This is a genomic window from Anaerococcus lactolyticus S7-1-13 (assembly GCF_000758765.1).
Lineage (GTDB): Bacteria > Bacillota > Clostridia > Tissierellales > Peptoniphilaceae > Anaerococcus > Anaerococcus lactolyticus.
This window is the reverse complement of record NZ_JRMW01000025.1, coordinates 26,986-52,781: the sequence shown is the minus strand read 5'-3', so window position 1 is coordinate 52,781 and position 25,796 is coordinate 26,986. Positions and strand designations below refer to the sequence as shown.

Genomic DNA, 25,796 nt, shown 5'->3' with positions numbered 1-25,796 from the left:
TAAACCATAACAAATTTTATTTGTGATTGTTGTGGTTTTCTGCTCTTTTTTTCTTATTAAAAATTGGGTATGGTAATATTATGAATAGTATAGATTTTAGTAAAGATTTAATAAATTTTATTGATGCAAGTCCCCTAAATTATTTCGCAGTGAAAAATGCTGGCGAAATTTTAGAGGCAAATGGTTTTAAGAAACTTAGAGAAGATGAAGTTTGGGACCTAGAAAAGGGCAAGTATTACACTACTCGTGATGATTCTGCCCTTATAGCCTTTGAGATTGGAGAAGATTTAAAAAAAGGCTTTGAGATAATCGGTTCTCACACAGATAGTCCGACCTTTAAGGTAAAAAGCAATCCAGAAATGGCTGATGCTGGATTTTTGAAATTAAATATCGAAGCCTACGGTGGCATGATTCACTCAACTTGGCTTGATAGGACCCTTTCTTTAGCAGGCAAAGTTGCCTACGAAGAAGATGGCAAAGTCAAGTATGCCCTTGTTAATATAGATAGGGACCTACTTACAATAGCCAACGCTGCCATCCATATGAATAGGGAAATCAACAAGGGTTACGCCTACAATCCTCAAGACAACCTCTATCCACTTGTGAAAACAATCAAGGATAGGCTAGAAGGCGAATCCTATTTGCTAAATATTTTGGCAGAGGAACTGGCAATTGATCCTGAAAATATCCTTGATTTTGACCTTGGCCTCTATGACAGGCAAAAGGGTGCCCTTATAAATGATATGGTTCAGGTCGGAAGACTTGATAATCTTGGTTCTGTCCACGCATCCCTTATGGCTCTTGTAGATAGCAAGCCTGGCAGAAACAAGATGATTCTCTTAAGCGATAACGAAGAGATTGGGTCTCGAACAAGAGGTGGAGCTGCTTCAAACTTTTTAGGAAATATCCTAGAACGCATCGCCCAAAAATTTGGCCTAGATAGGGAAGGCTATCAAATAATGATAGAAAATTCTATGATAATTTCAGCCGACCAGGCTCACGCCACCCATCCAAACTACCAGGCCTTTGCAGACCCAACTAACAAGGTCAGGATGAATGAGGGTTTGGTAATAAAAATCGCAGCCAATGGTGCCTACGCATCAACCATAGAAACCAAGGCAAGGCTTATGAAGATTGCCAAAAAATATGGATACAAACTTCAAACCTTCCACAATAGAAATGACAAGCAAGGTGGGTCAACCATAGGACCTATCACATCTACAGCCCTTGGTATAAAGGCGCTTGATGTGGGCATTCCTCTTCTTGCCATGCACTCAATCAGGGAGCTTGCAGGAGTCGATGATATATATGAAGCCTATGAAATTTATAAAAAGTTTTTTGAGGAGGACTAGATGGCAGTAGTAGAAGTTTGCATAATTCCAATTGGAACTAAGGAAACATCAGTAAGTAAATATGTAGCAGAAGCTGAAAAAATCCTTATGGCAGAAGGCCTAAAATATAAACTAAATCCAATGGGCACAGTCATAGAAGCTGATGCTGACAGTGCCCTTGCAGCAATTAGAAAAATGCAAGAATCTGTCTTTGATAAGGGCTGCGACAGGGTCTATACAGTTATAAAAATGGATGACAGACGTGATAAAAAAGCTACAATGGAACAAAAAATAAAGTCGGTCGAAGATAGACTTTAAGGGAAAAATCCCACTGATAATCAACAAGCGAATTCACTTTTATTAAGTGAAAGGCGATAGGGGTTATTGGAGGGATTTTTTTTCTTATTGTAAAATTAGTTTTCATTTTGAAAAAATTTAAACCTTGTAGGATTCACAGATTATCAAAATTTATTTTTTAAATTTAACGAGGTATAATGAAAAAGAAAATTTCGCACTAGGAAAACATAAGGAAGTATTATTTTGAAAGAATTTGGAAATCTAGCTTTTGACAAGAAAACAATGAAAGAAAATGTCCCTTATCCAGTTTATTTAAAATGGAAGGAAGCTGCTAGAAATAATGCAACTTTGGATAGGGAAACTGCTGATTCTATTGCCCATGCCATGAAAATCTGGGCAATTTCCAAGGGAGCTACATCCTACACTCATTGGTTCCAACCCCTTAATGGAAAAACAGCGACCAAAAAAACTGCCTTTTTAAATAGGGATGACAAGCATAATCCCATAAATAGGTTCTCAGGTAAGGAACTTATAATCGGTGAACCTGACGCTTCGTCCTTCCCATCTGGAGGTATGCGATCAACTTTTGAAGCTAGGGGCTATACATATTGGGACTTGACAGCAAATTCCTTTATTTTAGATAAGGTTTTGTATATTCCGTCAGTTTTTGTTTCCTTTTATGGCGAAAAACTCGACAAGAAACTTCCCCTTATCGAATCAATGAATATGGTAAGTAAGGTTTCTAGCAAGCTTTGTAATCTATTTTTAAAAGATGAACATACATATAGGGTAAAGGCGAAGGTGGGTCTTGAACAAGAATTTTATTTGATTGATAAAAAATATTTTGACCAAAGAATTGACCTAGAATATTCTGGGATGACCTTAGTGGGCTCAGACCCCATGGTTGAAAAAGAGCTAGTTTCACATTATTTGGGAGCTATACCTGAAAGGGTGAATGCCTTTTATGAAGATGTTAATAAGGCTCTTTATGATCTAGGTATCTATATGGAAGCTGAACACAATGAGGTAGGACCAAACCAATTTGAAATAGCAATTATGTTTGAAAATGCCAATATTTCTGTGGATAATAACCAGCTTTTGATGTATATCTTGGAAAAAACTGCCCTCAAACACGACTTGGTTTGCCTTTTAAAGGAAAAACCTTTCAAGAATATGGCAGGATCTGGCAAACATAACAACTATTCTCTGGCAACAAATTACGGAAAAAATTTATTTTCGCCAGGCAAGGACCCAAAAAATAATATGATTTTTCTCCTATTTTTATCAGCCATGGTTGAATTTTGTAACAAATACCAAAAGCTAATAAGGATAGCATCATCTACTGTAAGTAATGATTACAGGTTGGGAGGCAATGAAGCTCCACCGGCTATAATCTCTATGTTTATAGGTTGCGATTTGGAAGAAGTTCTAAAGGCGATTGCCAATGACGATTTTGAGGAAAAAATCATTGCAAACAAGGTGAAAATCCCTCACCTAGGAGAGATAAAAACTGACACTTCAGATAGAAATAGGACTTCACCTATAGCCTTTACTGGCAACAAATTTGAATTTAGGATGCTCGGATCTTCCCAATCTGCAGCTGACCTAAATACAGTGATAAATATTGGAATGGCAGAAGCTTTGGAGAAAATTTACGCCAGGTTAGAAGGTTGTAGTGAAGAAAATTTAAAAGAAGAAGCCTATAAAGTTATCAAGGAAATCTACCTTGCCAACAAAAATATACTTTTCCAAGGTGACGGCTATTCAGAAGATTGGAAAAAAGAAGCAGAGAAAAGGGGTCTTGAAAATTATCCGACCTACCTAGATGCCCTAAAGGCAGCAAAAGATGCAAGGGCCTACGCTATTTTTGAAAAAGTAGGCATCTTTAGTCAAAAGGAAATTGAATCTTTGATATATGTAGGCTTTGAAGATGTAATAAAATTTTTCTCAGCCCAACTAGAGATTTTAAATAACCTTATCCACCAAGAAATTCTCCCATCAGCCATGAGAGAAATCAAGGGGATAAAAGACTACCTATCTTTTATGGAAAATGAAAAACTTAGTCAAAGGGCGAGAAGGATAAATGAAGAAGTAGGAGAACTCCTAGCCTATTCAGAAAAAATTTCACATTTGATAGAAAGAAGTGAAGAGATTCCAGACATAGAAGCAAAGGCTGATTTTCTTCAAAAAGAAACAAGACAAGTGGCAGGAGAAGTAAGAAAGATCTCAGACTCCTTGGAAAAACTAATCTCAAGAGAAAACTACTCTATGCCAAACTATGTCGATATGCTAAAGACATTGTAAAACTAAAAAGAGACTTAGCTCAGTTTTTGAACTGACCCCCTAAAGTTAGACCTAAAAAACTAACTAAAGGAGGTCAGTTTTTTAACGGCAAAAACCATTAAATAGACTAAAAAAATATATAGAAATAGAAAAGAAAATACTTAAGATAAAAAAAGATAATTGAAACTATGGCTACAGAAGAATAACATCAATGTTAAAAAGATCAGGACTAATAATAAACAAAAAGAAAGTACAAAGATTAGTTCAAAAATAAAACTTCAAGAAAAAAGTTATTCATGAAAATCTATCTAAACCAATACTTAAATATGTACAATAGTGAAATACTATGCTATGAAATATTAAAACAAGAAATATATTACGGACATAAATTCTATTCATACGAGCACTTAAAACAAACAATAGAAGATTTCATAAAATATTACAACGAGGAAAGGACAAAGAAATACCAGAGCTAGTTTAGTTCTAACTCTGGTACTAGGTCCAACTTTGTCGGGTCACCTAACTATTCTGCTTATCACCTTTATATTTTATATAATTTTGATTAGATAGAGTCATATCTATTCATTGTATCAACTGCTTGATCCATCTTAATATTTTCTTGAAATTAGCTACTATTAGAACTATAGCTATTAAAAATACTATTAAGGCTATTATTGTACCACGCATTATAATGTCTCCTTTCGAATTTTGCATATTCATTAATTTTATATATTTTCTATTTCACGATTATAATTATATGTTACATATCTACCTCCTATTTTGTTATATAAGTCAAACAGAAATTTAGCATGCATTTTTTCACGTCATTGTAGGTAATTTCAAATTTATTATTTCTCAACATCAAACACCTCGTGAAAATTACTTACAGCAGGAAGTTTTCTAATATTTTTGTTTAAAGCCCAGTAAATAGCAACTAGAAGAATTATTACACTTGCTATTAGTATTGCTTTTGGACTTGATAAATATTCTCCTAAGTATCCGCCTAGTAAGGCTCCAAGTGGCGCCATAAAGGTTGAAATACCAACCATAGCTCCCATGGCAGAACCGATTTTTTCGCTTGGTACAATCATCTGAACCATAGTTTGGGCATAAACATTAACTATTCCTACAACAAACCAACCAAGGGCATATAAGGCAACTGCAATTTTAATATTTGAAGCAAAGTAGGAAACAGATATCCAAGCTAGGGATACGACAAGCATTCCATAAACATAGAGTTTTCCTAATGAAACATTTTTTAGTTTTGGAAGACCTGCGAACAAAGATCCTAAAAGAACTCCTCCACCCATTCCTGCAAGCATTAGGCTGTAAAAAATCTCATCTTTGGAAAATGCAGGTAAAACTGCACTTATAGATGTGGCAGAGAAATTTATAAAAACAACTCCAAGGACAAGGGCAAAAATTCTAGAATCCTTAAATAAGTCAAGGCCTTCTTTAAGACCCTTAAAGTGATTTTTTATTATAGAACCCTCTACTTTAGTGTCTCTTTCATTGTAATGACTAGGCTTTTTTGATAAAAGACAAAACAAAAGTCCAGTCAATATAAAACTTACGCTATCAGCATAAAAAGCTGTCATAAAGCCAAATATAGATATAATAAAACCTGCCAAGGTATCAAATATTGCATTTGATCCTTGATAAGCCATAGTCATCAAAGAATTTCCTGTTACAAGTTCTTCTTCTGAAAGAATCTTAGGTAAAAGAGAAATTTGTCCAGGATATACCAGCTGGTTAATCAAGGAAATTATTGGCATTAGAACCATAATATGGTAGACATTTAGGATTTCAAAATAATACAAGGCTGGAATAATTAATATTAAAATTGCTTGGATAAGTTGGGAAAGAATCAAAAACTTCTTCATATTAATCTTATCCAAGATTGGACTTAGAAGTAATTGAACAATGGCTGTTGATGAGGTTAGAAATAGGGTTATACCTGAATATACAGTAGACCCACTCATCTGGTAAACCAAGAGGGTAGAGGCAATAGCATAGAGGCTATCACCAAAATTTGTAATTAGTCGCCCTAGTAGCAGGACATAGAAATCTTTGTTATTAATCATTTTTAACATGCTCCTTATATTTAACGTTTAGTTTTTATTGACATGTGTTGAATTTTTTAACCAGTAAGTATTTTCCTACTGGTTTTAATAAGGTTTATAAATCTGCATAAGCTTAGTTTCGCTGATCTCTTATCTTCTGCAATATTTTTTTATTAAATAGTAAATTGATTTTGTAAATTATAGTTCACTAAAATTTTAAACTATAAAGGAAATTATAATTTAATCGTCTTTACAAGAATAATATTTTTTTACGTTAAGTTTTTATTGACTGTTATTTCTTTTTTAACCAGCAAGCTTCTGCTTACTGGTTTTAAGATAATTTATAGATTTGTACTTGGAAGTTTTCGGAATTTTCTTCCTTCTCATATTTTTTTATGAGTTCATTTAATTCTTTTTCAAAAGACTCATAAGATTTTTTCGGAATTTTGAAAGTGAATTGTTTTTCTTCCATATTCTTATTAAATATTTCACTATTTGGTATAAAAGCCTTGGCTACTGGTAGGAAATATTTTTGAGTAATTCCATTTATTAGCTCTGTATCCACGACTTCTATAATCCCATTTTGTTCCAAAATTTTTAGGTGGTAGTGGATTTTTGAACGGCTTACACCAAGGGCGTGGGAGAGGTCTTGGGCAGTTTTTGGACTTGTTCCAAGAGTCATAATTATTTTAAGCCTTATCGGATCACTTACAATATTTACTTCCTCAAGTGTATTTAAGATATGGACTTCTTTCATGATTTCACCTCCATTAATCTTACTAAATAGAGTATAACACAGAAATTCTATCCTGTCAAATAAATTTTATCGTTAAATAAATAAAACACGATAAATCTTTTTGTTAACAACTATGAAGATTTCTTTTTATCTTAAAAGACTCATCCTTCTTGTCGCTTGGTAGAGGAAGATTCCAAGGATGGCGTTTATGGCCATGGCTACTAGGACTGCTGGGTAAGATGGGATAAAGAGGTTTAGTTGCCTGGTCATGGTTAGGGCTATTGATAAGAATAGGGTACCTGAAACCATAGTGCCTAGGGCAAAGATTAGGATTATTTTTGGTATAGTGAAATTTTTATCCATGGCTTTGATTATGTAAAATACAACTAGGCTTGTTATGATTTTTTCTATAAAGTTTGGGATTTGACCACCTGGAAAACCTGTTGTGAGGGCACTCATGATACCACCTGCCACACCTATTAATACGGCTTCTTTGGCATCTCCTACTATCATGAGGGAGATAAACATCATTGATAGTAGGAAGTCTGGTTTGACTCCAAAAAATACTCCTGGCACCATCAAGTGGAGGACAAGTCCTAGGGCCATAAAAATTGCTGATACTGTTAAGTTTCTTGTTTGTACTTTGTTTGTTTGCATAAATTTTTCCTTTCTTTTCTATTGGCTCTAATAAAAAAAGCTCGCTCCTATAATAGGAGCGAGCTAGTGCCCACGGTGCCATCCTCATTTGTCTACCACAAATAGACCTCTTTAGATACTTTCATATCCTATCCCTGTAAGGTGAGAACCACCCGCCGGCTACTTTAATTTCACCTTTGATCTGATAGATCCATTCACAAATAATTGTACCCTGCAATTCTCATCAACCATTAACTTTCTGTTGGCTTAATTATTTGCTACTAATTCTATCTACGATTTATGTTAGCTTTATCTTATTACAACATTAACACTTTGTCAAGTAAATTTTTTAAATAAGGTATCTTACAAAGAAAATAATTGCTAAAACATAAATTACCCAGCTTACTTCCTTGCCCTTGCCTGTTAAAAGTTTGATGGCTGCAAAGCTCATCATACCAAAGGCGATTCCTTCTGCTATAGAATAAGATAGTGGCATCATGAGGATTGTCATGAAGGCTGGGAAGGCTTCTGTGATATCTTCAAAATTGATTTCCACAACAGTTGATAGCATGAAGAGTCCTACTGTTACTAGGGCTGCTGATGTGGCTGCTGGTGGAATTATTGAAAATACTGGGAAGAAGAATGCTGCTATTACGAAGCATCCTGCTGTTGCAAGGGCTGTTAGGCCTGTTCTACCACCTTCTGCAACACCTGATGAACTTTCTACGAAGGTTGTGATTGTAGATGTACCAAGTAGGGCGCCAACAGTTGTGCCGACAGCATCGCTCATTAGGGCCTTGCTTGCTTCAGGTAGGTTGCCATTTTCATCTAGCATTTTTGCTTTTGTAGCTACTCCTGTAAGAGTGCCTAGGGTATCAAAAATATCTACAAATAAGAATGAGAATAATACCGAAAACATCTCCAAAGAGAAAATATTAGAAAAGTCTAATTTAAAGGCTACTGGAGCGATTGATGGTGGAAGGCTAACGATGTTTGTGTCTGGTAAATGTGTAACACCTAGGATTAGGGAAAGAACGGTAGATACCAAGATTCCCCAAAGTAGGGCACCCTTTACCTTTTTAGCTGTTAATACGATCATTATTACTAGGGCAAAGAAAAATATAAAGGCCTCAAGACTCTTTAGGTTTCCAAGAGCGAGGGCTGGCTCTGCCTTAACAACGATTTTGGCATTTAATAGACCAATCTCTGCTATAAATAAGCCTATACCGACTGAAACTGCTTTCTTTAGGGTGGTTGGAATTGAATTAAAAATCGCTTCTCTGACTCCCACTAAAGATAGTAACATGAAAATAATTCCTTCTAAAAATACTGCGGTGAGGGCGAATTGCCAAGAATGACCCATTTGACCGACTACTGTATAGGTGAAGAAAGCATTAAGCCCCATACCAGCAGAAAGACCGAAAGGTAGGTTGGCGTAGAAGGCCATTAGGACCATGGCTACAACACTTGCGATGACGGTTGCTGAAAATACTGCACCGTAATCCATACCAGCTTCGCTTAGGATGCCTGGATTTACTGCAAGGATATAACTCATTGTCATAAAGGTAGTTACACCTGCCATTATTTCTGTCTTAACATTAGTACCATGTTTGTTTAGCTTGAAAGTTTTTTCTAAAAATGAAACTTCTGCCATATTTGCCTCCTTTTATTTATGATACAGATTCATTATATGTTTTAATTTGGATTTATCATTAAAATGCTTTATTTTTGATAGAAAAATCGCTATAATAAGTATAAGACTAAGAAGAGTTATTAGAAAGAAGGAAAAATGAGTCATACGAATTGGATTGAACTTATAGTTATCATATTTGGTGTAGTTGGCAGTGCGTTTTTTTCCTCATCGGAAACTGCCCTTACATCTTTAAATGTGTTTAAAATTAGACAAATGGAAGAAAACGGGGTAGAAAATTCCTCCCTTGTTAGAAAACTAACTGACAATATTGGCAAGGTCTTAACTACTATTTTGATCGGAAATAACATAGTAAATATCGCAACGACTACTGTTGCTACTATATTTTTTACAGATCTTTTTGGGGCTAAGGGTGCCATAATTTCGACCATTGTCCTCACCTTAACTATTTTAATTTTTGGCGAGGTGACACCTAAAAATATCGCTTCATCTGCATCAGAAAAGGTTGCGCTTAGGGTGGCAAAGCCGATTAAGTTTTTTGATTTTATCTTAAAACCTATGTCGTTTTTTCTCCAAGCCATCACAAATTTTTTGACCAGGCTTATTATTGGGGAAAATGCTCAAAAAGGGGACATAGTTACAGAAGAAGACCTAAAAACAATTGTGGATGTTTCTGAAGAACAAGGGGTTATAAATGACCAAGAGTCAGAGATTATCAATAATGTTTTTGAGTTTGGGGATTCTGATGTTGAAGACATCATGACTGCAAGGACTAATATGGAGGCTATTGCAGTTGATATGGAAGATAAGGAATTAAAAGATTTCCTAAAAAATTGCAAACATTCAAGGATTCCAGTTTATGGCAAGTCTATTGATAATATCATAGGCATTTTACATATGAAGGATATAGTAGCTTTTATCGCAGAAGATAAGGAACTAAACATCGAAGAGATGGTTAGGCCTGCCTTTTATGTTTACGATAATATGCACATCTTTGACCTTTTTAAGCAGATGAGGGGCGAAAATGTATCCCTTGCCATAGTTATTGATGAATATGGTGGTACATCTGGAATTGTAACCATAGAAGATATTGTAGAAGAACTTGTTGGAGAGATTGAAGATGAGTATGACACCCATCTTGAAACTGTCCTTAAGATAAATGATAAGGAATATTTGGTAAATCCATCTATCCACATAAATGATTTTAATGATTATTTTGATACCGATCTAGAGCAAATCAAAAATGATTCTATCGGAGGATTTTTGATTGACAAGCTAGGCAGGATTCCAAAACTAGGCGATAGTGTGGAGGAAGATGGTATCAAAATAAGTGTAGTCCAGATTAATAGGTACAAACTCGAAATGCTCAAGGTAGAATTTTCTTAAGGGGGAAAAATGAGAGAAACAGTTTACATTACAGGCCACAAAAAGCCAGACACAGATTCAGTTATGTCAGCTATTGCCTATGCTGACCTTAAAAACAGGTTGGGAGAATACGATGCGATTCCAATCAGGCTAGGGAAACTTTCCCAAGAAAGTCGTTTTGTCCTTGATTATTTTGGGGTAAAACCTCCAGAAATCAAGGAATCTATGAAGCTTACTGTTGGAGATTTGGCTATTGATAAGGGAACCATGATTGACCCTTCTATCCCAATTAGAAAGGCTTGGGACACCTTCCAAAAGGGTGCTACAAATTCTCTTACAGTTGTGGATAATAAGGGAGAGATAGTTGGTATTGCTTCACTTTCAAATATTACTAAGTCCTATATGGATGTTTGGGATGATGAGATTTTAGGTCGTTCAAATACTTCTATTGACAATATAGTTGACGTGCTTGCTGCAAAAATTATTTGCCTAGATGATGACAAGGCCACCTTCCCTGGCAAGATGACAGTCTTTGCTATGGGTGGTGATGAAAAAAACTTAGACAATGTTTTTGCTGAAGGTGATATTGTAATAGCAGGCAACAGGACTGAATATTACGACTACCTGCTAAGGCAAAAAATTTCACTTTTGATTCTTACTAATGGGGCAAGCCTCGGTGAAGATATGGTGGACCTTGCCAAGGAAAATAAGGTTACAGTTATTTCAACAGAATTTAACTCCTTTATGACTTCAAGGCTTTTGCCACTTACAATTCCAGTTAGCCAGGTAATGACAACTGAAAATTTGATTTACTTTAAGACTGATGATCCTCTTGACCTTGTAAAGGATATGATGGCTAAGTCTAGGTTTAGGTCTTATCCAGTTGTTGATGCTAAAAAAAGAGTTGTAGGCTCTATTTCTAGGTACCACTTAATTTCATCAACCAAGAAAAAACTAATCCTTGTTGACCACAATGAGAGAAACCAATCCATTGATGATATAGACGAGGCAGAGATTGTTGAGATTATCGACCACCACAGGGTGGCAAATATTCTTACAACTGCTCCAGTATTTTTCAGGGCAGAACCTGTTGGATCAACTGCCACAATCATTAGCGAAATGTATCTAGAATCAGGTATTAGACCATCAAGGGAAATTGCAGGTATCCTTTGTGCGGCAATTATTTCTGATACCCTTTTATTTAGGTCACCAACTACAACTGACATTGATAGGAGAATCCTAGACAGGATGAGCAAGATTGCAGGAATTAATCCGGAAGAATTTGCCGATAAGATGTTTAGGGCAGGAACTTCCCTAAAGGGTAAGTCTGCTAAGGATTTAATCGAGGGCGATATTAAGACCTTTACAATCGGCGATGCCAATGTGAGAGTAGGTCAAGTTTTCACTATGAATCCTGAAGAGCTAGTGCCAATTATGGATGACCTTAAAAAGTTAATGGCAGATAAGATTAAGGAAAGAGGCGAAGATACCTTTGTCCTTGTCCTTACAGATATTTTCAACCAAAGAAGTGAACTTCTAGTTGTGGGCGAGTATTACGATGAAATCAAGGAGGAATTTGGCGATTTAACTCCAAATGGAACTATCAATGCAGATGGGGTTCTTTCTCGTAAAAAGCAAGTAATACCAAAGCTTACAGCTGCAATTGTAAAAGCGTAATAATAGAGTCTGCCATTTTTGGCAGGCTTTTTTCCTAGGAGATTTTATGGAAATTTTAGATATATACGATAAGGACAGGAGGAGAACTGGCAAGACCTATCCCAGAAATGAAGAAATTCCCCATGGTGGCTTAAGGCTTATAATCCATATCCTAATTTTTAGTGACAAGGGAGAGCTTTTAATCCAACAAAGGGCTGACCATAAGAAGATGGGTGGGCTTTGGGATATTTCATGTGGAGGAGCTTGTCAGATGGGTGAAGATTCTTGTGAGGGAGCAAGGCGAGAACTAAATGAAGAACTTGGAATAGACTTTGATTTTTCGTCTATTAGACCGATTCTAACAGCGAATTTCGCCCAGGGTTTTGATGATTTTTATATTCTTAGGAAAAATATAGGAATTAATGAACTTAAATTACAAAAAGAAGAGGTCAAGGCGGCTCGCTTTGCGAGTCGTGCTGAGGTGTTGGATTTACTTGCTAAAGGCAAATTTGTAAAATATAAAAAATCTTTTTTGGATTTGCTTTTTGACCTTAATGACGATGAGAGGTTTATGGTAGTATAAAAAAATCCCGAACTTATTTTTCAAGTTCAGGATGAATTTCTTAGTCGTTTAGTTGTTCGAGCAAATAATCTGGGTCCATGCCGTGAACCATGCAAGCTTCTTCAAGAGATTCATAAAGAGCTGTTGGACATGCTATGCAGCCCATACCACTCATCATGAGGATGTTGATAGCTTCTGGTTTAGCTTGGATTATATCGCCTATGATCATATCACGTGTGATAGTAACTTTGTTTTTGTCTTGTGTATTTTCGGTCATATTAACCCCCTTTTTGTCTTACTAACATTTTACTACCAAAGGGGAAATAAGCAAAGTAAAATACTAGGGTATAGGAGGAAGTATGGAAAAGGAAAAATTATTAGAAGAAAAGAAAAATGAATTAAAAATATTAGAGGAAAAAATCCTTGCAGGTTATAAGGTTAGTTTTTTGAAACTTTTTGCAGTTCCTTTGATTTTAGCAATAGCAGGGATGATAATTGGCAGTTTTTGTGGCTTTGACGATACTCAAAAAGTAGGCTCTCTTGTAATAATATTTATACTTGCCTTATTTATTTGTGGAACAATCACCAAGTATAGGCTTCATAAACAAGAGGAAAGTGATATAGAAAATAGGTTAAGGCTCCAAAGGGAAATTGTGAAACTTATCAAGGAGCTTAGGAATGAAAATAATTAAGTACTCCAAGTCTGAAGAATTTTTAAATATAGCCACCCATCTTTTGGGATTTGTGTTGAGTCTGATATTTTTCCTCCCACTTGTAATTTCAACCTATAAGGATGGGAAAATAGTTGACTTTTTGGCATGGCTTATGTATTTTATTGCCATTGCCTTGATGTTTCTAGCATCAAGCCTCTATCATTCGATGACAAATCCCCTAGCTCGCACGATTTTTAGGGCAATCGATCATGGGGTAATTTACCTTACAATCGCAGGATCATACACACCGGTTATCTTAATTGGTCTAAAGTCAACCTTCTCCATAATAATTTTTGTAATTATTTGGATATTGGCTATCACAGGGATTTCTATGAACATAATCGCCTTTGCTACAGGCAAGGAAGATAAGATTGGCAAGGCCTCAATGATAATCTACATGGCCATGGGCTGGATTTCAGTTTTGCTTTTGTATCAGATTTATAAGCACATTGGGATTTCTTACATTTTGTTTTTGGTCCTTGGTGGTTTATTTTACACAATAGGTGCAGTTTTTTATGCTATCAAAAAAATTCCTTATAACCACGCCATCTGGCATATTTTTATTCTGGTAGCAGCCTTTGTCATGCTTTATGGCAACATAAAATACTTGGGATAATTGAAAGAAAAGTAAATTTAAGTATAATATTAGCAGTCGAAGATGTAGACTGCTAATTTATTTTGGCAAAAATTCTCAAGGAGGATTAGTTATGAAACAAGAATTTAAGGCTGAAGCCAAAAAAGTAATGGATCTTATGATCCACTCAATTTATACAAACAAGGAAATATTTTTAAGAGAGCTTATCTCAAATGCATCTGATGCCCTAGATAAGCTATATTACGAAGATTTAAAGTCTGATAAAACAACAAACAAGGAAGACTATTTTATAGAAATCATTCCAAACAAGGAAGCAAGGACTCTTACAATCAGGGATACAGGTATAGGAATGGACGAGGAAGATTTACAAAACAACCTCGGCACCATTGCCAAATCAGGAACCGAAGCCTTTAGGAAGTCTGTCGATTCATCAGACATTAAGGACTTAATCGGTCAATTTGGTGTTGGTTTTTATTCTGCCTTTATGGTTGCAGAAAAAATTGAAGTTTTATCCAAAAAGTCTGGTTCTAAAAAGGCCCACATCTGGGAAAGCGAGGATGCAGACGGATTTACTATCAAGGAAGCAAGTAAGGCTAGCACAGGAACTGATGTAATTTTATACTTAAGGGAAAATACAGAAGATGAAAATTATGATATATATCTAGACCAAAATACAATTAGAGGTCTAATTCGAAAGTATTCAAACTATATCAGATATCCAATCCAGATGGAAATCACCAAGACTAGGATTAAGGAAGGTTCACCTGAAGATAAGCCAGAATACGAAGACTACAGGGATATGACCGTCCTAAATTCTGACAAACCAATTTGGAAAGAAGACAAAAAGAACCTCACAGACGAAGACTATATAAATTTCTACCAAGAAAGTCACTTTGGCTTTGATAAGCCACTTTCATGGGTTCATTTCAAGGCGGAAGGCCTGGTTGAATTTAGGGCACTCTTATATATTCCAGAAAAGGCACCTTTTGATTATTATTCAAAAGACAGGCAAATCGGTCTTGAGCTCTACTCCCATGGAGTAAAAATCATGGACTCTTGTGATGAAATCCTAGACGACGCCTATTCTTTTGTAAAAGGTGTGGTAGAATCAGATGATCTTACCCTAAACATTTCAAGGGAAACCCTCCAACAAAATAGGCAACTAAGGGTAATTTCAAAACAGATAAACAAAAAAATCAACGCTCACCTTAAGGAAATGATGGGGAAAAATAGGGAAGATTATGAAAAATTCTACAAAGAATTTGCTGATTCTATCAAGGTTTCCATTTACGAATCCTACGGGGCAAACAAGGAAGATTTACAAGACCTACTTCTCTTCTATTCTAGAAAGGAAGATAAGCTAATAAGTCTTAAAGAATACAAGGAAGCTGCTCCATCAACAGCCGAATTTATCTACTACGGCACAGGCGAATCCCTTGAAAAAATCAAGTCTTCTCCAGCTCTTAAAATGGTTGATGAAGATAAAGACGTTCTTTTATTAGACAAGGCCTTAGATGAATTTTTAATCAAGATGCTAGGCGAATACGAAGGGCTTAAATTCAAATCAATTACAGCAGAAGAAGAGTCAGATGAGAAAGATAAGGAAGATAGTGAAATCATATCTTTTATTAAAGAAGCCATGCCAGAAGACGTGGTAGATGTGACCTTCACAGACAAATTAGAAGACGTCCCATCCCTAATCAAAGAACGTGGCGAAGTCTCAATCGAAATGGAAAAGACCCTCAAAAACCAACCAAACGCCTTCGGCATCAAGGCAGAAAAAGTCCTAGAAATCTCCACAAAAACCAAGGCCTACGATCTTTTAGAAAAAGCCTTTAAGGATGACAAAGACAAGGCAAAAATGATAGCAGGACTACTCTTAGACCAAGCAAGGCTAATTGAAGGCCTAGAAATAGAAGACCCTGTGGCATATGCGAAAAATATTTGGAAGTTAATGTAAAATCAAAAAGGAAAGTACGGAATATCTGTGCTTTCCTTTTTTTAAGAAATCGTGTAAGTTTATTTTTTATGATATAATTAAAGTAATTAAGAGGTCAAAGAGGTGCTTGTATGAATGCACTTATAGACTATATTGAAAAATCTTGCTAGAACTTGGCAAGAGTTTTATGTATGTGGTAAACCTCGCCACCACAAATTGTTATGTGGACATTGTATTTTATAATCAAAGGAGGAAATATTATGAAACGTGGTTTTAGGATTCTTATTGCTATAATGATTTTATTTTCATTAACAGCATGCAAAGGAAAAGCAGATGGAGATATTACAATCGACAAAAGTGATTCAAAAAAATTTAGCGATGAAGAAATAGATTCTGCAATTAAAGTAGTAAAGGATAATTTTTCATTCCCAGGCTCAAAACTAAAATCACTTTGCTACGATGAAGATAAATCGGAAGATGCGATAAAAGATTTTATGGAATATGGAAAAGGCAAGGGCTCTGATATAGATCCAAATAATATTATTGTACTATTTTCAGATTTTGATATAAGTGGGGAAAATCCTGTCTTAAGTAAGGGAGAATACAAGAATTATAGCTGGATCTTAGTTCGAAAAAACAAAGACAAAGAATGGAAAATAGAAGATCAAGGTTATTAAAATGTAAAAGCTAAGCCTAAAGCTTTCTTTTTATTAAGCTTAATTAAGAAGTGAGCAAATGAACCAACAGAGATAATCTTATGTACAAATAAGGGCGGAGTCTAAGCAAAATATGCCCTAGGAAATTTATAAAAAAATATTCGCATTAAAATCACCTTGTATATACCAAACGGGAAAGACCTTGAAGAACAAGTAGGAAAGAGATTGAATCTTTTAGAGAAAAATTTGTCAAAGGTAAAACCTATGAAAAAAATTCCATTATAAAATCATAAGAGCTTTGCAAGCTATAGATTTGGTTAATTTAAAATAGTCAAAAATTCTTGACTATTTTTTCATCTTATGATATATTCGAAGTGAAAATACAACGAGTTATAAATATAAGAAAAAATACGAAAATATAAAGGAGGTAGACTTTATGGAGTTTTCAGATGGAGAACTACTAGTAATGGAAGAATTGTGGAAGGGCGATGTCTTAGACGAAAATGGAGAAATTCAAGCCCTAGCCTTATCAAAAATATTGATGGAAAGGCACAATATAAGCAAAACATCTTGCTACACATTTTTTGGAAGATTAGTAGAAAAAGGTGCCATAGCTAGGAGATATCCTAAATATACAATTAGGGTCCTTGTATCAAGGGAAGATGCCCTACTAAACAAGCAAAAAGAAGCCTTTCACAAACTTTTTAAGGGATCACTTTTAAATATGTGTAAAACGTTTTTACAAAATGAAGAAGTTACAAAAGAAGAAATAGAAGAAATGAAAAAATTAATAGCAAGCTTTGACGAAGAGGAATGCCAAGAGGAAGAAAAGAATGACACTAAGTCTAACTAGTGTTCTTATACTCGAAAAATCTATCAAAAGTTTTTTCTTACTAGCTATAATTTTCCTGGTTAGACCAATCTTAAATAAAAAATCCTTTAGGTCAGCAAGCCTTATCTTGTGGATAGTCTTATTAATCTACTTAATAAGTCCCTATGAACTTGAAATCGGAATAGAAAGCGTAAAGGGAAGTAGGATTTTACTTGCCATAACAAATTTTTTTAATTATTCCCTAGGCTGGTCAGTAAATAAAATAGGCTCTATATTTTTTAAACTAAACCGACTAATAGGTTCGATTTTGATTTTTACTTATTTGGGAATAAAAATTTATAAATTTCATACAGTTATGAAAAGGTCTATCCTTACCCACAATACTTTATGCGAGGAAAAAATAAGTGAATTTGGACTAAAAAGAAAAGTAGAGATTTATGTAAATAATAATTTAAAAACACCCCTTACTTTTGGCATTTTAAGACCCAAGATAATCCTACAAGATCATATCCTAGCTGATGAAAAATTGCTAGACCATGTTTTAATCCATGAACTAACCCATATAAAGAAATTTCATATCCTACTTAACCACATGATAAACATTGTAGCCTGCTTATATTGGTTCAATCCACTCTTGTGGCTAAGCTTAAAATACCTAGACCAGGATATTGAAATAAACTGCGATAAGCTAGTGGTAGAAAACTTAGGCGACACAAGAAAAAATAGGAAAGCTTATTGCTCATCAATGCTAAAACTTGTGGAAAGAGAATTTTATGAAAACAACCTATATTTAAAATTAAATCCTAACATAGAAAGAATGGAGATAATAAAAATATGGAAGAAAACCCTTCTGGGACTTATATCCTTTATCCTTGCCTTTACTCTTTCTTTGCCAGCCTTTGCCAATGTGACAGACCTTAGCCAAGATAGGGTTGATGCACAGGGTGAAGAAGTAAAAAGTATTGAAGTTAATATTGATGATAGGGTGCAAAAAATAAGTGATGAAGAATATCAGAAATTAGAATTAGGAAAGCTATCGGTAAGAGAATCTGGACTAGCAAATGTTGACGAACAAATAAAGCTAGGAAGTTTTGAAAAGACCTCCTATGAGTTTGAGATTAATGATGATAAGAACGAAGCTTTTATCATAAATTTAAAAGATATGTCTTGCTCAGGCGGAATTAAATATCAGGTATTTATAGAAGAAGATGGGGAAATCATTTATAATGGAAATTTTGCTTCGGACTCAATATTAAAAGTTAAGGGCCAAAAGGGAAGTGCTTATATTATCACTGTTTCTAATGAGTATAATAAAAAATTATTGGGAGAAGTAAGTATAAATACTTATGCGAGCAAATAAGACGCTTATCAAGATAAAAACATATTAAGAATATTGTCTAAAATATTTCCTATGATAAATTTTAGGTCTTATGTAGTGCTTTAAGATTATAATTTATTACAAAATAAATCTCTTACGGAGGATTATATGTTTATAAGAAAAAATAAGTTGATTAGATTAATATCATTAGCGATACTATTAGTATTACTGTCTTCTTGTAAGAAAAGTAATTTCAAATTTTCAGAAAACAAAGATAAAATTGAATATGTATTATCCTTATCAAGGATGCTGGAAAATCGTGCTGAGTTAATATTTATAGATAAGGATGGATCTATCATTGAACAAGCAAAGTACAAAGGGGCAAGTATAAATTCTCTAAATTATTTTGACAATAAAATATATATGCACTCGTATAGAACGAATGAGCATTTTATTTATGATGACAAGGGTTTTGAAAAATTCTCTTTAGAAAGTGAATATGCTGATTCTCCTAATATAACTACATGGTTTGTCAAAAAGGGTAAGGATGGTCTGATTGAAGGAATAAATGTCGGACTAATAGATACAGATTATTATATAACTAGCTTAGCTTATAGTAATGAAAAAGTCAGAAACGAGATTTTATTAAAATGGGAATATTTAGATGATGCAATCGAAGTAGATGGAAAAATATTTCTAGAAGCCTATAACGAAATATCCTCCAAATATAGGATAATTGTAATTGATAAAGAAAAAAAGACGTCTAATATAATAAATTTTGACAAACCTTATATAGACCCAGGCAAACAAATGATCCAGTTTAACGAATCTGTGGTTGATTATGGACATATTGGAAGTTCATCACTTTTGTATTTGATTGATTCAAATACTAATGAAAGTAAGGAAATTACATTTAAAAATGAAAATATATTGTATGTATTTGTAAATGACAATCTAAAAGTTATTACTAATAAAAATATATATGACTTAAACAGTGAATTAGAAATAGTTAATAAAAAAGAAATAGAAGATACAGATTTAATAAAAGATATAGAAGACAATAAACTTGGTTTAAGAAAAATTATTGATAAGGAAAATATTCTAAGCGTTCTTTATACATCAGAAGATTTTGATAATGTGGAAGTTGGTTGTATAAGAGAATATGACAAAAAAGATATGAAACTAATAAGAAACATAGATATTAAACTTGATGGAAGTAGGGAATGGATGGGAGAACAAGTAGATTTTATTAGTATTGATAATAAATAAAATTTACGGATGATTTTCAGACATGAAATTTTTATTGAATATTGAACTTTGAGTTGATAAATCTATGTAAGGTTGACATATTATAAGGTAGATCAAAGAGGTTATTATAATGAAATTTAGTTTAGATATATATTCTTTCTTAATGCTAAGTGTAATTGTAATAATAATTGTTTGTTTAAAGGATTAAAATAAAAGGGGAGCGATGTCATGAGAAAAATAAAAATTATAGTATATAGCTTATGCGTCATAATTTCTTTTCTGATTTTAGGAGAATTATATGTTTATAATTTAGATAGCTTTTCTAATGATTATATTAACTGTACTTTTGCTGTTAATCAAGTAGAGGATTTAAGTGTTGCAAAAAAAGATTTCGTAGACATAGCAGAAAAATATAATTTAGGAATTTTTGCTTTAGAAAACAAGTTACCAAAAGAAAAACGAAAAGAGTACCATATCTATGGTAATGAAATTGGGCTTAAAAAACTTCAAAAAACATTTAATAAACAAGGTGCTTATAATAGCCTAGTAGCAGGTGAAGCAGAGGTTATATTCCATGACTGGAAGGAACTAGAGAATGTAGATTCCTTAAAAGTATTGTTCTTCACCAATGATGTCGAAGATTTAACCCAAACAAGAGAGTTTAAAAAAGAACTTATCGATCAATACGGGGGAGGATTCCCAAAGTACTATGGAAAATCCAATACATTGAGAAACACAACTCTTCTCGTGCTGTCAATTGTTTATCTTGTCCTCATTTTGATAACTACATTCGAACTACAAATTAGCAAAAAAGAAAACTATATAAAGCTTATACAAGGTGTGGATATTGTAAAAAGCAATTTGAAATTATTTTTCAAAGAACAGCTAATTTTGGGTATGATTACAGCTATCTTATACCTTTTTATAAAGAGATTCTATTACTTAGAATACATAAGATACTATTTAGCTGTTGCATATAGTTTACAGTTATTGCTGGCCTTAATACTCTATATAAGAACAGCAAATAAAATTGAAAAAACTGGGATTCGTGCAGAAAACAATAATACTGTAGTAAAGATTTCATACGGAGTTCGAGTTATTGTCCTATTGATTTTAATACAGTTAATGTACAGCAATGGATTGATTATAAAAAACGGATTAGACTATGCTAAGCAGAAACCTTTTTTTGAAAATCATAAAGAATATTCCTACTATCAATTAAATTACCGAATTGATAATTCCTTGGGGAAAGATATTGATAATACCGACGATACAGCCCTTATTCATAAATACTTAAACGACAAATATTATGAACGTTCAATGTTGATGTTTAATTTTTCAAGAAATTTAGGTGGGCTGGAATCCATATTAGTAAACAAAAAAGCATTAGAGGAGCAAGAGATACATCTACCTCTCCATGACTTAAAAGAAGGAACAGACTTGGCTGTTTTTTACCAATCTGAATTATCTGATGATACAAAGGAGGAGATAGAAAGAGTTCTAGAGCTATACTATCCGTCCAATAGTAAAATTGATTACGTACAATATAAGGACAAGATAGAAATTATAGCAATCAATGATACCAACAGTTTGCTCCGAAGTGTTCTATTAGAGTCTCCTTTAGTAATTTTAGAAACAAGAAACATGGGGATTTCAATCAGCAATGCGGATGCTAGGCTCTATTATGCCTATTCAACACCCTATGATATAAGTGGTCAAGAATATGAAGAACTAATTGAGAAGTTTCAGCTAGAAAATCAAATAGCAAAACGAACAAACATATATGATGTATTTACATTTGAGTTGAATAATATACGACGTAATACGACAATGTTATTATTTATGAACCTGCTATTTTTAGGCTTAAACTTTTTGATTTTAGCTTTTATAATAAGAATGAAGTACTTTTTGCGTCGTAAAGAATTTGTATTAAAGACAATTCTTGGCTATAGCATTTTTGAAAAAAACAAAATATTTTTATTAACTCAAGCATTGACTGTACTTATCAGCTTATTGATCAGTTGTCTTATTTATATACATCTATCTGTCTTTAACTTTAAAGTGTTTATGATTCTTGCGATAGTATTGATAACACTGGAAATAATCTATACTATGATTCAAGTAAAGAGTAAAGAAGAGATACTTCTTGCTCATATAATAAAAGGAGGTCAATGAAAGTGATACAGATAAAGAATTTATGTAAGAACTTTGATGAACATGTACTGTTCAAAAACTTCAATTTAATAATTAATGATGGGGATTTCCTTTGTATCTCTGGAGATAGTGGGACAGGGAAAACTACCTTATTAAATATGATCGGTCAACTAGAGCCATATCAAGAAGGAGAAATCCTATTTGAAGGAAAACCAATTGAAACTAAAAAGGATAAACTCGATTTATTCAGGAAAAAACTTGGGTTTATCTTTCAGAATTTCGTGTTAGTAGAAAGCAAAACAGTGGAAGAAAATCTAAAGCTTATAAGAAAAGAAGATCGTACGGATGTAAGTATAGATTCTGCATTAAAAATGGTAGGTCTAGATGATAAAAAAAACAGTAAGGTATATACTTTATCAGGTGGTGAACAACAGAGGGTCGCTATGGCTAGGTTGTATTTAAAAGAATGCAAATACATACTTGCAGACGAGCCGACTGGGTCTCTAGATAGAAAAAATGCGGAAAAGATATTTGAGATTTTAAAGCAGTTAAATGATATTGGAAAGACAATTATCATTGTAACACACGACGAATATCTAAAGAGTAAAGTAGAGAAAAGGGTGAATCTCAATGAAATGTAAAGATAGAAAAGTTTTATCTAAATTTATTTCAGCTATCTTAATTATAGTTTTGGTATTTCATCTCTTGTGGTATATAAATTACTCAAAGTTCCCAAAAGCAAGCGGTTATGAACTGGGTGTTAAAAATTACTATAAAGAATTTGAGGAGTATATTATCTCTTATCATCCTCCCCAATATCCAAGCTTTACTGGGAACTATGCCATAAGCGACTATGAAGAAGATGTTCAAATAATTTTTTGGCCTAAAACACTAATGAAAAAAGAATCTGAAATCGGTGTAACACTATACAATAAGGAGAATAATACCAGTTACTCATTTTATGTAGATGATCAATTTAGATATCTAGCAGATAAAAGTACTCTTGATGAACCTGAAGAAGAAATAGCTTTGAAGTTGTTAGAAAAGAAAGAGGGTAAATTAAAAGAGTATATGACGGTCTTGTTAGACGAAATAGAATCTAAATAAGAGACAGCGGGTGAAGCTACTACTGCAGCAGGTGCAGCATTGTTGAAGTTTCTGCATTAAACCTTGCAATAGATAATTGTTAGAGAGTTTGGAGGCTTTAACAGTGGGAAACATAGATTAAATTTGATTTCAATATCTAAGATATTGAGGCCAAATAAAATTATGTGAGGAGGCTTTATAAGATGTTGAGAAAGTTATTAGTTAAACCATCTGTCTCAATAATTTGTTTAATATTAACATTAATATTAGGCATTGTTGGAAACTATGTATGGGTGACTTTTCGAACAGGAAGTGGAGAAATAATAATTAGAAAATATAATTTTCTATCAGCAACAATATTTGGATATGGATTACATTTTCCTTTAATTGTTATCATTATAACGATGAGTTTGTTGTTACTTTCGATATTGAAATTGCTTAGATCTTCAGATAAAATAAGGTTTAAATTTTTAGTTATATTAGTTGTTATAGACATTGTTTGTATTATTCTACCTATTCTAATAGGAATGCAAATGCTTAATATGGGTTTGTGTGTATGCTTGCATTGTTGATTTGCAATTTGATTTCAAGTTTGTCGAAATTAAATGATGAAATCTTAGCTACTAAAGGACAATCATAAATAGAATAGAAACAGGAAAAACAATTCCGAGCTAAAAAACTGCTAACGATATAGTAAACGATTTAGGTGTTTGTATATATAAAATATTTGACTTAGATTAAAAGTAAACTTTTAGGAGTTTAAATTGTAGTTGGTAACTGCGTGTTAAGATGTGTACATCAAATAAATGAAATTGGGGTGAACTTTATGAACTATAGTAATCCTCAGAGGTATAAGAATAGCGATTAGTTTAGATGCTATATTATATAATATAGTTAGAAACAACAGTTGGAAAAATTGATTATATTTGATTTTAATGTCAAATATATTAAGGTTAAACAAAATTATATGAGGAGATAAGAAATGAAAAAAAGATTTACTCTATTAATAGCTATGGTGATGTTGTTGACAGCGATGGCAACAAATGTATTTGCTTCATCAGCAAATAATAACTCAGAAGTCATCCCTAAAGAAGTGCAAGATTGGTTTAATGGGTTAAGTAAAGAGGAACAATTGAGTGTAAACTATGAGAAATTACAATCAATTAGATTGTCGGATAAGGATATAGAATGGTTAAGCTGGTATAATTCTCTTCCTAAAGAGGCACAACGAGCCGTGAACTATTTTCCAAGTGAACTTTTAAAAGTGTTCAGTGCTAATGAAGGTTCAAAAGTTGATATTGTCGACAGAAAAGCACAAGAAGATAACCAGGAAGAAGCTAAGAAACCAGCAAGGAAAGCAGGCAAAAACGCTAAAACTGGTATCGCTGGAGTAGCTGGGGTAGCGGGAATCCTTACAGCAGCATCAGTTGCTTACGGAGCAAGTAAAAGAGACTAATAATATAAGTAATTTAAAAGTTATGTTTTATGATAGTTTACCTGTTGTAATCATCAGTTTAATATTACAACTATTAAATGAAATGAGTTATAAGAATGGAAATATAAATACCGGACTTTAGAGATAATTAAATTTAAGTTTCAAAAATATAGTGTGTTAAACTATTTTTGTATGTGGAGGGGGAATAAAATTATGAAAAAGAAGGTTGTTTTCTTAATAATTATGTTGATAATAGCAGCAACAATGAGAAATTTATTTCCATCAACATCAAAGATCGACTCGGAAATACACAAGGATAGATATAAGGAGTTTGAATATTTTGGTAAAGAATATAATATTGGAAGCTTTCATAAAGATTTGTTAGAGTTAAAACCTGGCTTAAGTAGCGATGAAGTTAAACTATACACCCAGGATTATATAGATGCATAAATATGTTTAAAGACATTTATCCTGAGCTTTCTAGTAAAGAAATCGCTAAAAAGGCAAGTTCTAGCTTATTAAATAAAATGGATTATTTGGTTGATGATTATGAGTATTATAAGAGTAAAAATGGCAAGGCTTCTTATGAGCCAGATGGATATGAAGTAGTTATTAATTATATTAATGAAAACCTAAATCCAGGATATGAAGCGACACTAGACACGACTGAAAAGAATATTGAAATCTTAAAGAAAAATCTTGATAAAATGAATAAATCGGATAAAGACTTGGCTCTACTATCGAGGATATGGAATTAGAGGAGAAATTAAATGGTTACAAATAAAAAGAATGTTTTACTTATATCTATAATATCTTTTATTGCTGTTATTATTATATTTTTATACTTTAATAATGACAAGAGCCATAAAAAAACAAGGGAAATTTTACCGGAAAATTATTATGAAATAGAGTTTTGTGAAGGAGATGCTTATAAAAAAGTAAAGTTTACAAAAGAAATAAAAAAAGACCTGTCTGATTTTTTGATTGCAAATGATATTAAAGAGTTAAAAAAAGATAATTGGTTAAAGATAGAACCAATGAAATTTATTAAATTTGTAAGTGATGGTAAAACTAAGTTGTTGATTTATACAGAAAATGATAATACTTATATAGAATCTTATGAAAATGGCAAAATAGTTAGGACATACATTATAGAAAGTGATGTTACTGAGAAAATTAAAAATATAATAAAAAATGGAAATTGATTATACGAATTCAAGAAAACATCCTATAAAGCAAA

The 25,796-nt window shown here is 33.2% G+C and carries 26 protein-coding genes and 1 pseudogene; 22 read left to right on the top strand and 5 right to left on the bottom strand.

Annotated elements, in window-relative coordinates:
• The first annotated feature begins 80 nt into the window (after positions 1 to 80).
• The 5 genes and pseudogenes from HMPREF1630_RS02730 to HMPREF1630_RS09755 all read left to right on the top strand — a co-directional run bounded on the left by HMPREF1630_RS02730 (position 81) and on the right by HMPREF1630_RS09755 (position 4,387).
• Positions 81 to 1,352 (top strand): M18 family aminopeptidase, encoded by a 1,272-nt coding sequence (locus tag HMPREF1630_RS02730; protein WP_037326932.1) that lies wholly within the window; start codon positions 81 to 83, stop codon positions 1,350 to 1,352.
• The gene (locus HMPREF1630_RS09480) at positions 1,353 to 1,649 is read left to right on the top strand and encodes an MTH1187 family thiamine-binding protein (RefSeq protein WP_004828114.1); all 297 of its coding nucleotides are present in this window, start codon (positions 1,353 to 1,355) and stop codon (positions 1,647 to 1,649) included.
• A gap of 216 nt (positions 1,650 to 1,865) precedes the next feature.
• Positions 1,866 to 3,932 carry a glutamine synthetase III gene (locus tag HMPREF1630_RS02720; RefSeq protein ID WP_037326831.1) on the top strand — a complete coding sequence of 689 codons (2,067 nt, stop codon included), beginning with the start codon at positions 1,866 to 1,868 and terminating at the stop codon, positions 3,930 to 3,932.
• Positions 3,933 to 4,107: 175 nt separating this feature from the next.
• Positions 4,108 to 4,185, top strand: a pseudogene (locus HMPREF1630_RS09760) (hypothetical protein); the annotation flags it as partial.
• Positions 4,186 to 4,207: 22 nt separating this feature from the next.
• Positions 4,208 to 4,387: an IS3 family transposase gene (locus HMPREF1630_RS09755; RefSeq protein WP_081931854.1), complete on the top strand. Its 180-nt coding sequence runs from the start codon at positions 4,208 to 4,210 to the stop codon at positions 4,385 to 4,387.
• A gap of 372 nt (positions 4,388 to 4,759) precedes the next feature.
• Here the strand turns inward: HMPREF1630_RS09755 and HMPREF1630_RS02715 are convergent, their stop codons facing one another.
• From HMPREF1630_RS02715 to HMPREF1630_RS02700, 4 genes are all read right to left on the bottom strand, one after another.
• Positions 4,760 to 6,004, bottom strand: a complete 1,245-nt coding sequence (locus HMPREF1630_RS02715) for an MFS transporter (RefSeq protein WP_037326829.1) — start codon at positions 6,002 to 6,004, stop codon at positions 4,760 to 4,762.
• A gap of 301 nt (positions 6,005 to 6,305) precedes the next feature.
• A complete protein-coding gene (locus HMPREF1630_RS02710; protein WP_037326827.1) occupies positions 6,306 to 6,731 on the bottom strand; it encodes an ArsR/SmtB family transcription factor in 426 nt (141 codons plus the stop codon).
• 126 nt (positions 6,732 to 6,857) lie between these two features.
• Entirely contained in the window at positions 6,858 to 7,367 is a 510-nt protein-coding gene (locus HMPREF1630_RS02705; RefSeq protein ID WP_037326825.1) for a tryptophan transporter, read from the bottom strand.
• A gap of 328 nt (positions 7,368 to 7,695) precedes the next feature.
• Positions 7,696 to 9,000, bottom strand: a complete 1,305-nt coding sequence (locus HMPREF1630_RS02700) for an NCS2 family permease (RefSeq protein WP_004828120.1) — start codon at positions 8,998 to 9,000, stop codon at positions 7,696 to 7,698.
• Between the two features lie 135 nt (positions 9,001 to 9,135).
• On the opposite strand from HMPREF1630_RS02700, the gene HMPREF1630_RS02695 reads away from it, so the two are divergent.
• From HMPREF1630_RS02695 to HMPREF1630_RS02685, 3 genes are read left to right on the top strand one after another with little or no spacing between them, the layout of a single operon-like run.
• Positions 9,136 to 10,383 carry a hemolysin family protein gene (locus HMPREF1630_RS02695; protein ID WP_004828121.1) on the top strand — a complete coding sequence of 416 codons (1,248 nt, stop codon included), beginning with the start codon at positions 9,136 to 9,138 and terminating at the stop codon, positions 10,381 to 10,383.
• Positions 10,384 to 10,392: 9 nt separating this feature from the next.
• Entirely contained in the window at positions 10,393 to 12,039 is a 1,647-nt protein-coding gene (locus HMPREF1630_RS02690; RefSeq protein WP_004828124.1) for a putative manganese-dependent inorganic diphosphatase, read from the top strand.
• Positions 12,040 to 12,085: 46 nt separating this feature from the next.
• A complete protein-coding gene (locus HMPREF1630_RS02685) occupies positions 12,086 to 12,601 on the top strand; it encodes an NUDIX hydrolase (RefSeq protein ID WP_037326824.1) in 516 nt (171 codons plus the stop codon).
• A 40-nt stretch (positions 12,602 to 12,641) separates the two neighbouring features.
• On the opposite strand, the gene HMPREF1630_RS02680 is transcribed toward HMPREF1630_RS02685, so the two are convergent.
• Positions 12,642 to 12,857 carry a DUF1858 domain-containing protein gene (locus tag HMPREF1630_RS02680; protein WP_004828128.1) on the bottom strand — a complete coding sequence of 72 codons (216 nt, stop codon included), beginning with the start codon at positions 12,855 to 12,857 and terminating at the stop codon, positions 12,642 to 12,644.
• 82 nt (positions 12,858 to 12,939) lie between these two features.
• On the opposite strand from HMPREF1630_RS02680, the gene HMPREF1630_RS02675 reads away from it, so the two are divergent.
• From HMPREF1630_RS02675 to HMPREF1630_RS02605, 14 genes are all read left to right on the top strand, one after another.
• On the top strand, positions 12,940 to 13,272 hold the full coding sequence (locus HMPREF1630_RS02675) for a hypothetical protein (RefSeq protein ID WP_037326823.1): 333 nt from the start codon (positions 12,940 to 12,942) through the stop codon (positions 13,270 to 13,272).
• Positions 13,259 to 13,909 carry a PAQR family membrane homeostasis protein TrhA gene (gene trhA, locus HMPREF1630_RS02670; RefSeq protein ID WP_004828132.1) on the top strand — a complete coding sequence of 217 codons (651 nt, stop codon included), beginning with the start codon at positions 13,259 to 13,261 and terminating at the stop codon, positions 13,907 to 13,909. Before HMPREF1630_RS02675 ends, trhA begins: the two co-directional genes overlap by 14 nt.
• Positions 13,910 to 14,000: 91 nt before the next feature.
• On the top strand, positions 14,001 to 15,848 hold the full coding sequence (gene htpG / locus HMPREF1630_RS02665) for a molecular chaperone HtpG (protein WP_037326822.1): 1,848 nt from the start codon (positions 14,001 to 14,003) through the stop codon (positions 15,846 to 15,848).
• A gap of 239 nt (positions 15,849 to 16,087) precedes the next feature.
• The gene (locus tag HMPREF1630_RS02660) at positions 16,088 to 16,504 is read left to right on the top strand and encodes a DUF4829 domain-containing protein (RefSeq protein WP_231549503.1); all 417 of its coding nucleotides are present in this window, start codon (positions 16,088 to 16,090) and stop codon (positions 16,502 to 16,504) included.
• 415 nt (positions 16,505 to 16,919) lie between these two features.
• Positions 16,920 to 17,336 (top strand): BlaI/MecI/CopY family transcriptional regulator, encoded by a 417-nt coding sequence (locus HMPREF1630_RS02655; RefSeq protein ID WP_004828137.1) that lies wholly within the window; start codon positions 16,920 to 16,922, stop codon positions 17,334 to 17,336.
• Positions 17,317 to 18,675: a M56 family metallopeptidase gene (locus tag HMPREF1630_RS02650; protein WP_004828138.1), complete on the top strand. Its 1,359-nt coding sequence runs from the start codon at positions 17,317 to 17,319 to the stop codon at positions 18,673 to 18,675. The genes HMPREF1630_RS02655 and HMPREF1630_RS02650 overlap by 20 nt, the downstream gene beginning before the upstream one ends.
• Before the next feature lie 126 nt (positions 18,676 to 18,801).
• Positions 18,802 to 19,902, top strand: a complete 1,101-nt coding sequence (locus HMPREF1630_RS02645) for a hypothetical protein (RefSeq protein WP_004828140.1) — start codon at positions 18,802 to 18,804, stop codon at positions 19,900 to 19,902.
• A gap of 207 nt (positions 19,903 to 20,109) precedes the next feature.
• Positions 20,110 to 22,056: a hypothetical protein gene (locus HMPREF1630_RS02640; protein WP_037326818.1), complete on the top strand. Its 1,947-nt coding sequence runs from the start codon at positions 20,110 to 20,112 to the stop codon at positions 22,054 to 22,056.
• Positions 22,053 to 22,676, top strand: a complete 624-nt coding sequence (locus tag HMPREF1630_RS02635) for an ABC transporter ATP-binding protein (RefSeq protein ID WP_004828146.1) — start codon at positions 22,053 to 22,055, stop codon at positions 22,674 to 22,676. The genes HMPREF1630_RS02640 and HMPREF1630_RS02635 overlap by 4 nt, the downstream gene beginning before the upstream one ends.
• Positions 22,666 to 23,142: a hypothetical protein gene (locus HMPREF1630_RS02630; protein WP_004828148.1), complete on the top strand. Its 477-nt coding sequence runs from the start codon at positions 22,666 to 22,668 to the stop codon at positions 23,140 to 23,142. The genes HMPREF1630_RS02635 and HMPREF1630_RS02630 overlap by 11 nt, the downstream gene beginning before the upstream one ends.
• 961 nt (positions 23,143 to 24,103) lie before the next feature.
• Complete coding sequence (locus HMPREF1630_RS02620) at positions 24,104 to 24,577, top strand: hypothetical protein (protein WP_037326811.1); 474 nt, start codon at positions 24,104 to 24,106, stop codon at positions 24,575 to 24,577.
• Between the two features lie 192 nt (positions 24,578 to 24,769).
• A complete protein-coding gene (locus tag HMPREF1630_RS02615; RefSeq protein ID WP_037326808.1) occupies positions 24,770 to 25,006 on the top strand; it encodes a hypothetical protein in 237 nt (78 codons plus the stop codon).
• A gap of 2 nt (positions 25,007 to 25,008) precedes the next feature.
• Positions 25,009 to 25,314: a hypothetical protein gene (locus HMPREF1630_RS02610; protein ID WP_037326805.1), complete on the top strand. Its 306-nt coding sequence runs from the start codon at positions 25,009 to 25,011 to the stop codon at positions 25,312 to 25,314.
• Between the two features lie 12 nt (positions 25,315 to 25,326).
• On the top strand, positions 25,327 to 25,761 hold the full coding sequence (locus HMPREF1630_RS02605) for a hypothetical protein (RefSeq protein WP_037326802.1): 435 nt from the start codon (positions 25,327 to 25,329) through the stop codon (positions 25,759 to 25,761).
• Positions 25,762 to 25,796 lie beyond the last annotated feature (35 nt).

What these genes read in the sequence shown, in the direction of transcription:
- HMPREF1630_RS02615 (WP_037326808.1), top strand. Translation starts at nt 24,770, where the DNA reads ATGAAAAAGAAGGTTGTTTTCTTAATAATTATGTTGATAATAGCAGCA.
- HMPREF1630_RS02635 (WP_004828146.1), top strand. Translation starts at nt 22,053, where the DNA reads ATGAAAGTGATACAGATAAAGAATTTATGTAAGAACTTTGATGAACAT.
- HMPREF1630_RS02630 (WP_004828148.1), top strand. Translation starts at nt 22,666, where the DNA reads ATGAAATGTAAAGATAGAAAAGTTTTATCTAAATTTATTTCAGCTATC.
- HMPREF1630_RS02645 (WP_004828140.1), top strand. Translation starts at nt 18,802, where the DNA reads ATGTTTATAAGAAAAAATAAGTTGATTAGATTAATATCATTAGCGATA.
- HMPREF1630_RS02710 (WP_037326827.1), bottom strand. Translation starts at nt 6,731, where the DNA reads ATGAAAGAAGTCCATATCTTAAATACACTTGAGGAAGTAAATATTGTA.
- HMPREF1630_RS02685 (WP_037326824.1), top strand. Translation starts at nt 12,086, where the DNA reads ATGGAAATTTTAGATATATACGATAAGGACAGGAGGAGAACTGGCAAG.
- HMPREF1630_RS02660 (WP_231549503.1), top strand. Translation starts at nt 16,088, where the DNA reads ATGAAACGTGGTTTTAGGATTCTTATTGCTATAATGATTTTATTTTCA.
- htpG (WP_037326822.1), top strand. Translation starts at nt 14,001, where the DNA reads ATGAAACAAGAATTTAAGGCTGAAGCCAAAAAAGTAATGGATCTTATG.
- HMPREF1630_RS02675 (WP_037326823.1), top strand. Translation starts at nt 12,940, where the DNA reads ATGGAAAAGGAAAAATTATTAGAAGAAAAGAAAAATGAATTAAAAATA.
- HMPREF1630_RS09755 (WP_081931854.1), top strand. Translation starts at nt 4,208, where the DNA reads ATGAAAATCTATCTAAACCAATACTTAAATATGTACAATAGTGAAATA.
- HMPREF1630_RS02705 (WP_037326825.1), bottom strand. Translation starts at nt 7,367, where the DNA reads ATGCAAACAAACAAAGTACAAACAAGAAACTTAACAGTATCAGCAATT.
- HMPREF1630_RS02680 (WP_004828128.1), bottom strand. Translation starts at nt 12,857, where the DNA reads ATGACCGAAAATACACAAGACAAAAACAAAGTTACTATCACACGTGAT.
- HMPREF1630_RS02695 (WP_004828121.1), top strand. Translation starts at nt 9,136, where the DNA reads ATGAGTCATACGAATTGGATTGAACTTATAGTTATCATATTTGGTGTA.
- HMPREF1630_RS02730 (WP_037326932.1), top strand. Translation starts at nt 81, where the DNA reads ATGAATAGTATAGATTTTAGTAAAGATTTAATAAATTTTATTGATGCA.
- HMPREF1630_RS02690 (WP_004828124.1), top strand. Translation starts at nt 10,393, where the DNA reads ATGAGAGAAACAGTTTACATTACAGGCCACAAAAAGCCAGACACAGAT.
- trhA (WP_004828132.1), top strand. Translation starts at nt 13,259, where the DNA reads ATGAAAATAATTAAGTACTCCAAGTCTGAAGAATTTTTAAATATAGCC.
- HMPREF1630_RS02605 (WP_037326802.1), top strand. Translation starts at nt 25,327, where the DNA reads ATGGTTACAAATAAAAAGAATGTTTTACTTATATCTATAATATCTTTT.
- HMPREF1630_RS02700 (WP_004828120.1), bottom strand. Translation starts at nt 9,000, where the DNA reads ATGGCAGAAGTTTCATTTTTAGAAAAAACTTTCAAGCTAAACAAACAT.
- HMPREF1630_RS02650 (WP_004828138.1), top strand. Translation starts at nt 17,317, where the DNA reads ATGACACTAAGTCTAACTAGTGTTCTTATACTCGAAAAATCTATCAAA.
- HMPREF1630_RS02610 (WP_037326805.1), top strand. Translation starts at nt 25,009, where the DNA reads ATGTTTAAAGACATTTATCCTGAGCTTTCTAGTAAAGAAATCGCTAAA.
- HMPREF1630_RS02655 (WP_004828137.1), top strand. Translation starts at nt 16,920, where the DNA reads ATGGAGTTTTCAGATGGAGAACTACTAGTAATGGAAGAATTGTGGAAG.
- HMPREF1630_RS02640 (WP_037326818.1), top strand. Translation starts at nt 20,110, where the DNA reads ATGAGAAAAATAAAAATTATAGTATATAGCTTATGCGTCATAATTTCT.
- HMPREF1630_RS09480 (WP_004828114.1), top strand. Translation starts at nt 1,353, where the DNA reads ATGGCAGTAGTAGAAGTTTGCATAATTCCAATTGGAACTAAGGAAACA.
- HMPREF1630_RS02715 (WP_037326829.1), bottom strand. Translation starts at nt 6,004, where the DNA reads ATGTTAAAAATGATTAATAACAAAGATTTCTATGTCCTGCTACTAGGG.
- HMPREF1630_RS02620 (WP_037326811.1), top strand. Translation starts at nt 24,104, where the DNA reads ATGAAAAAAAGATTTACTCTATTAATAGCTATGGTGATGTTGTTGACA.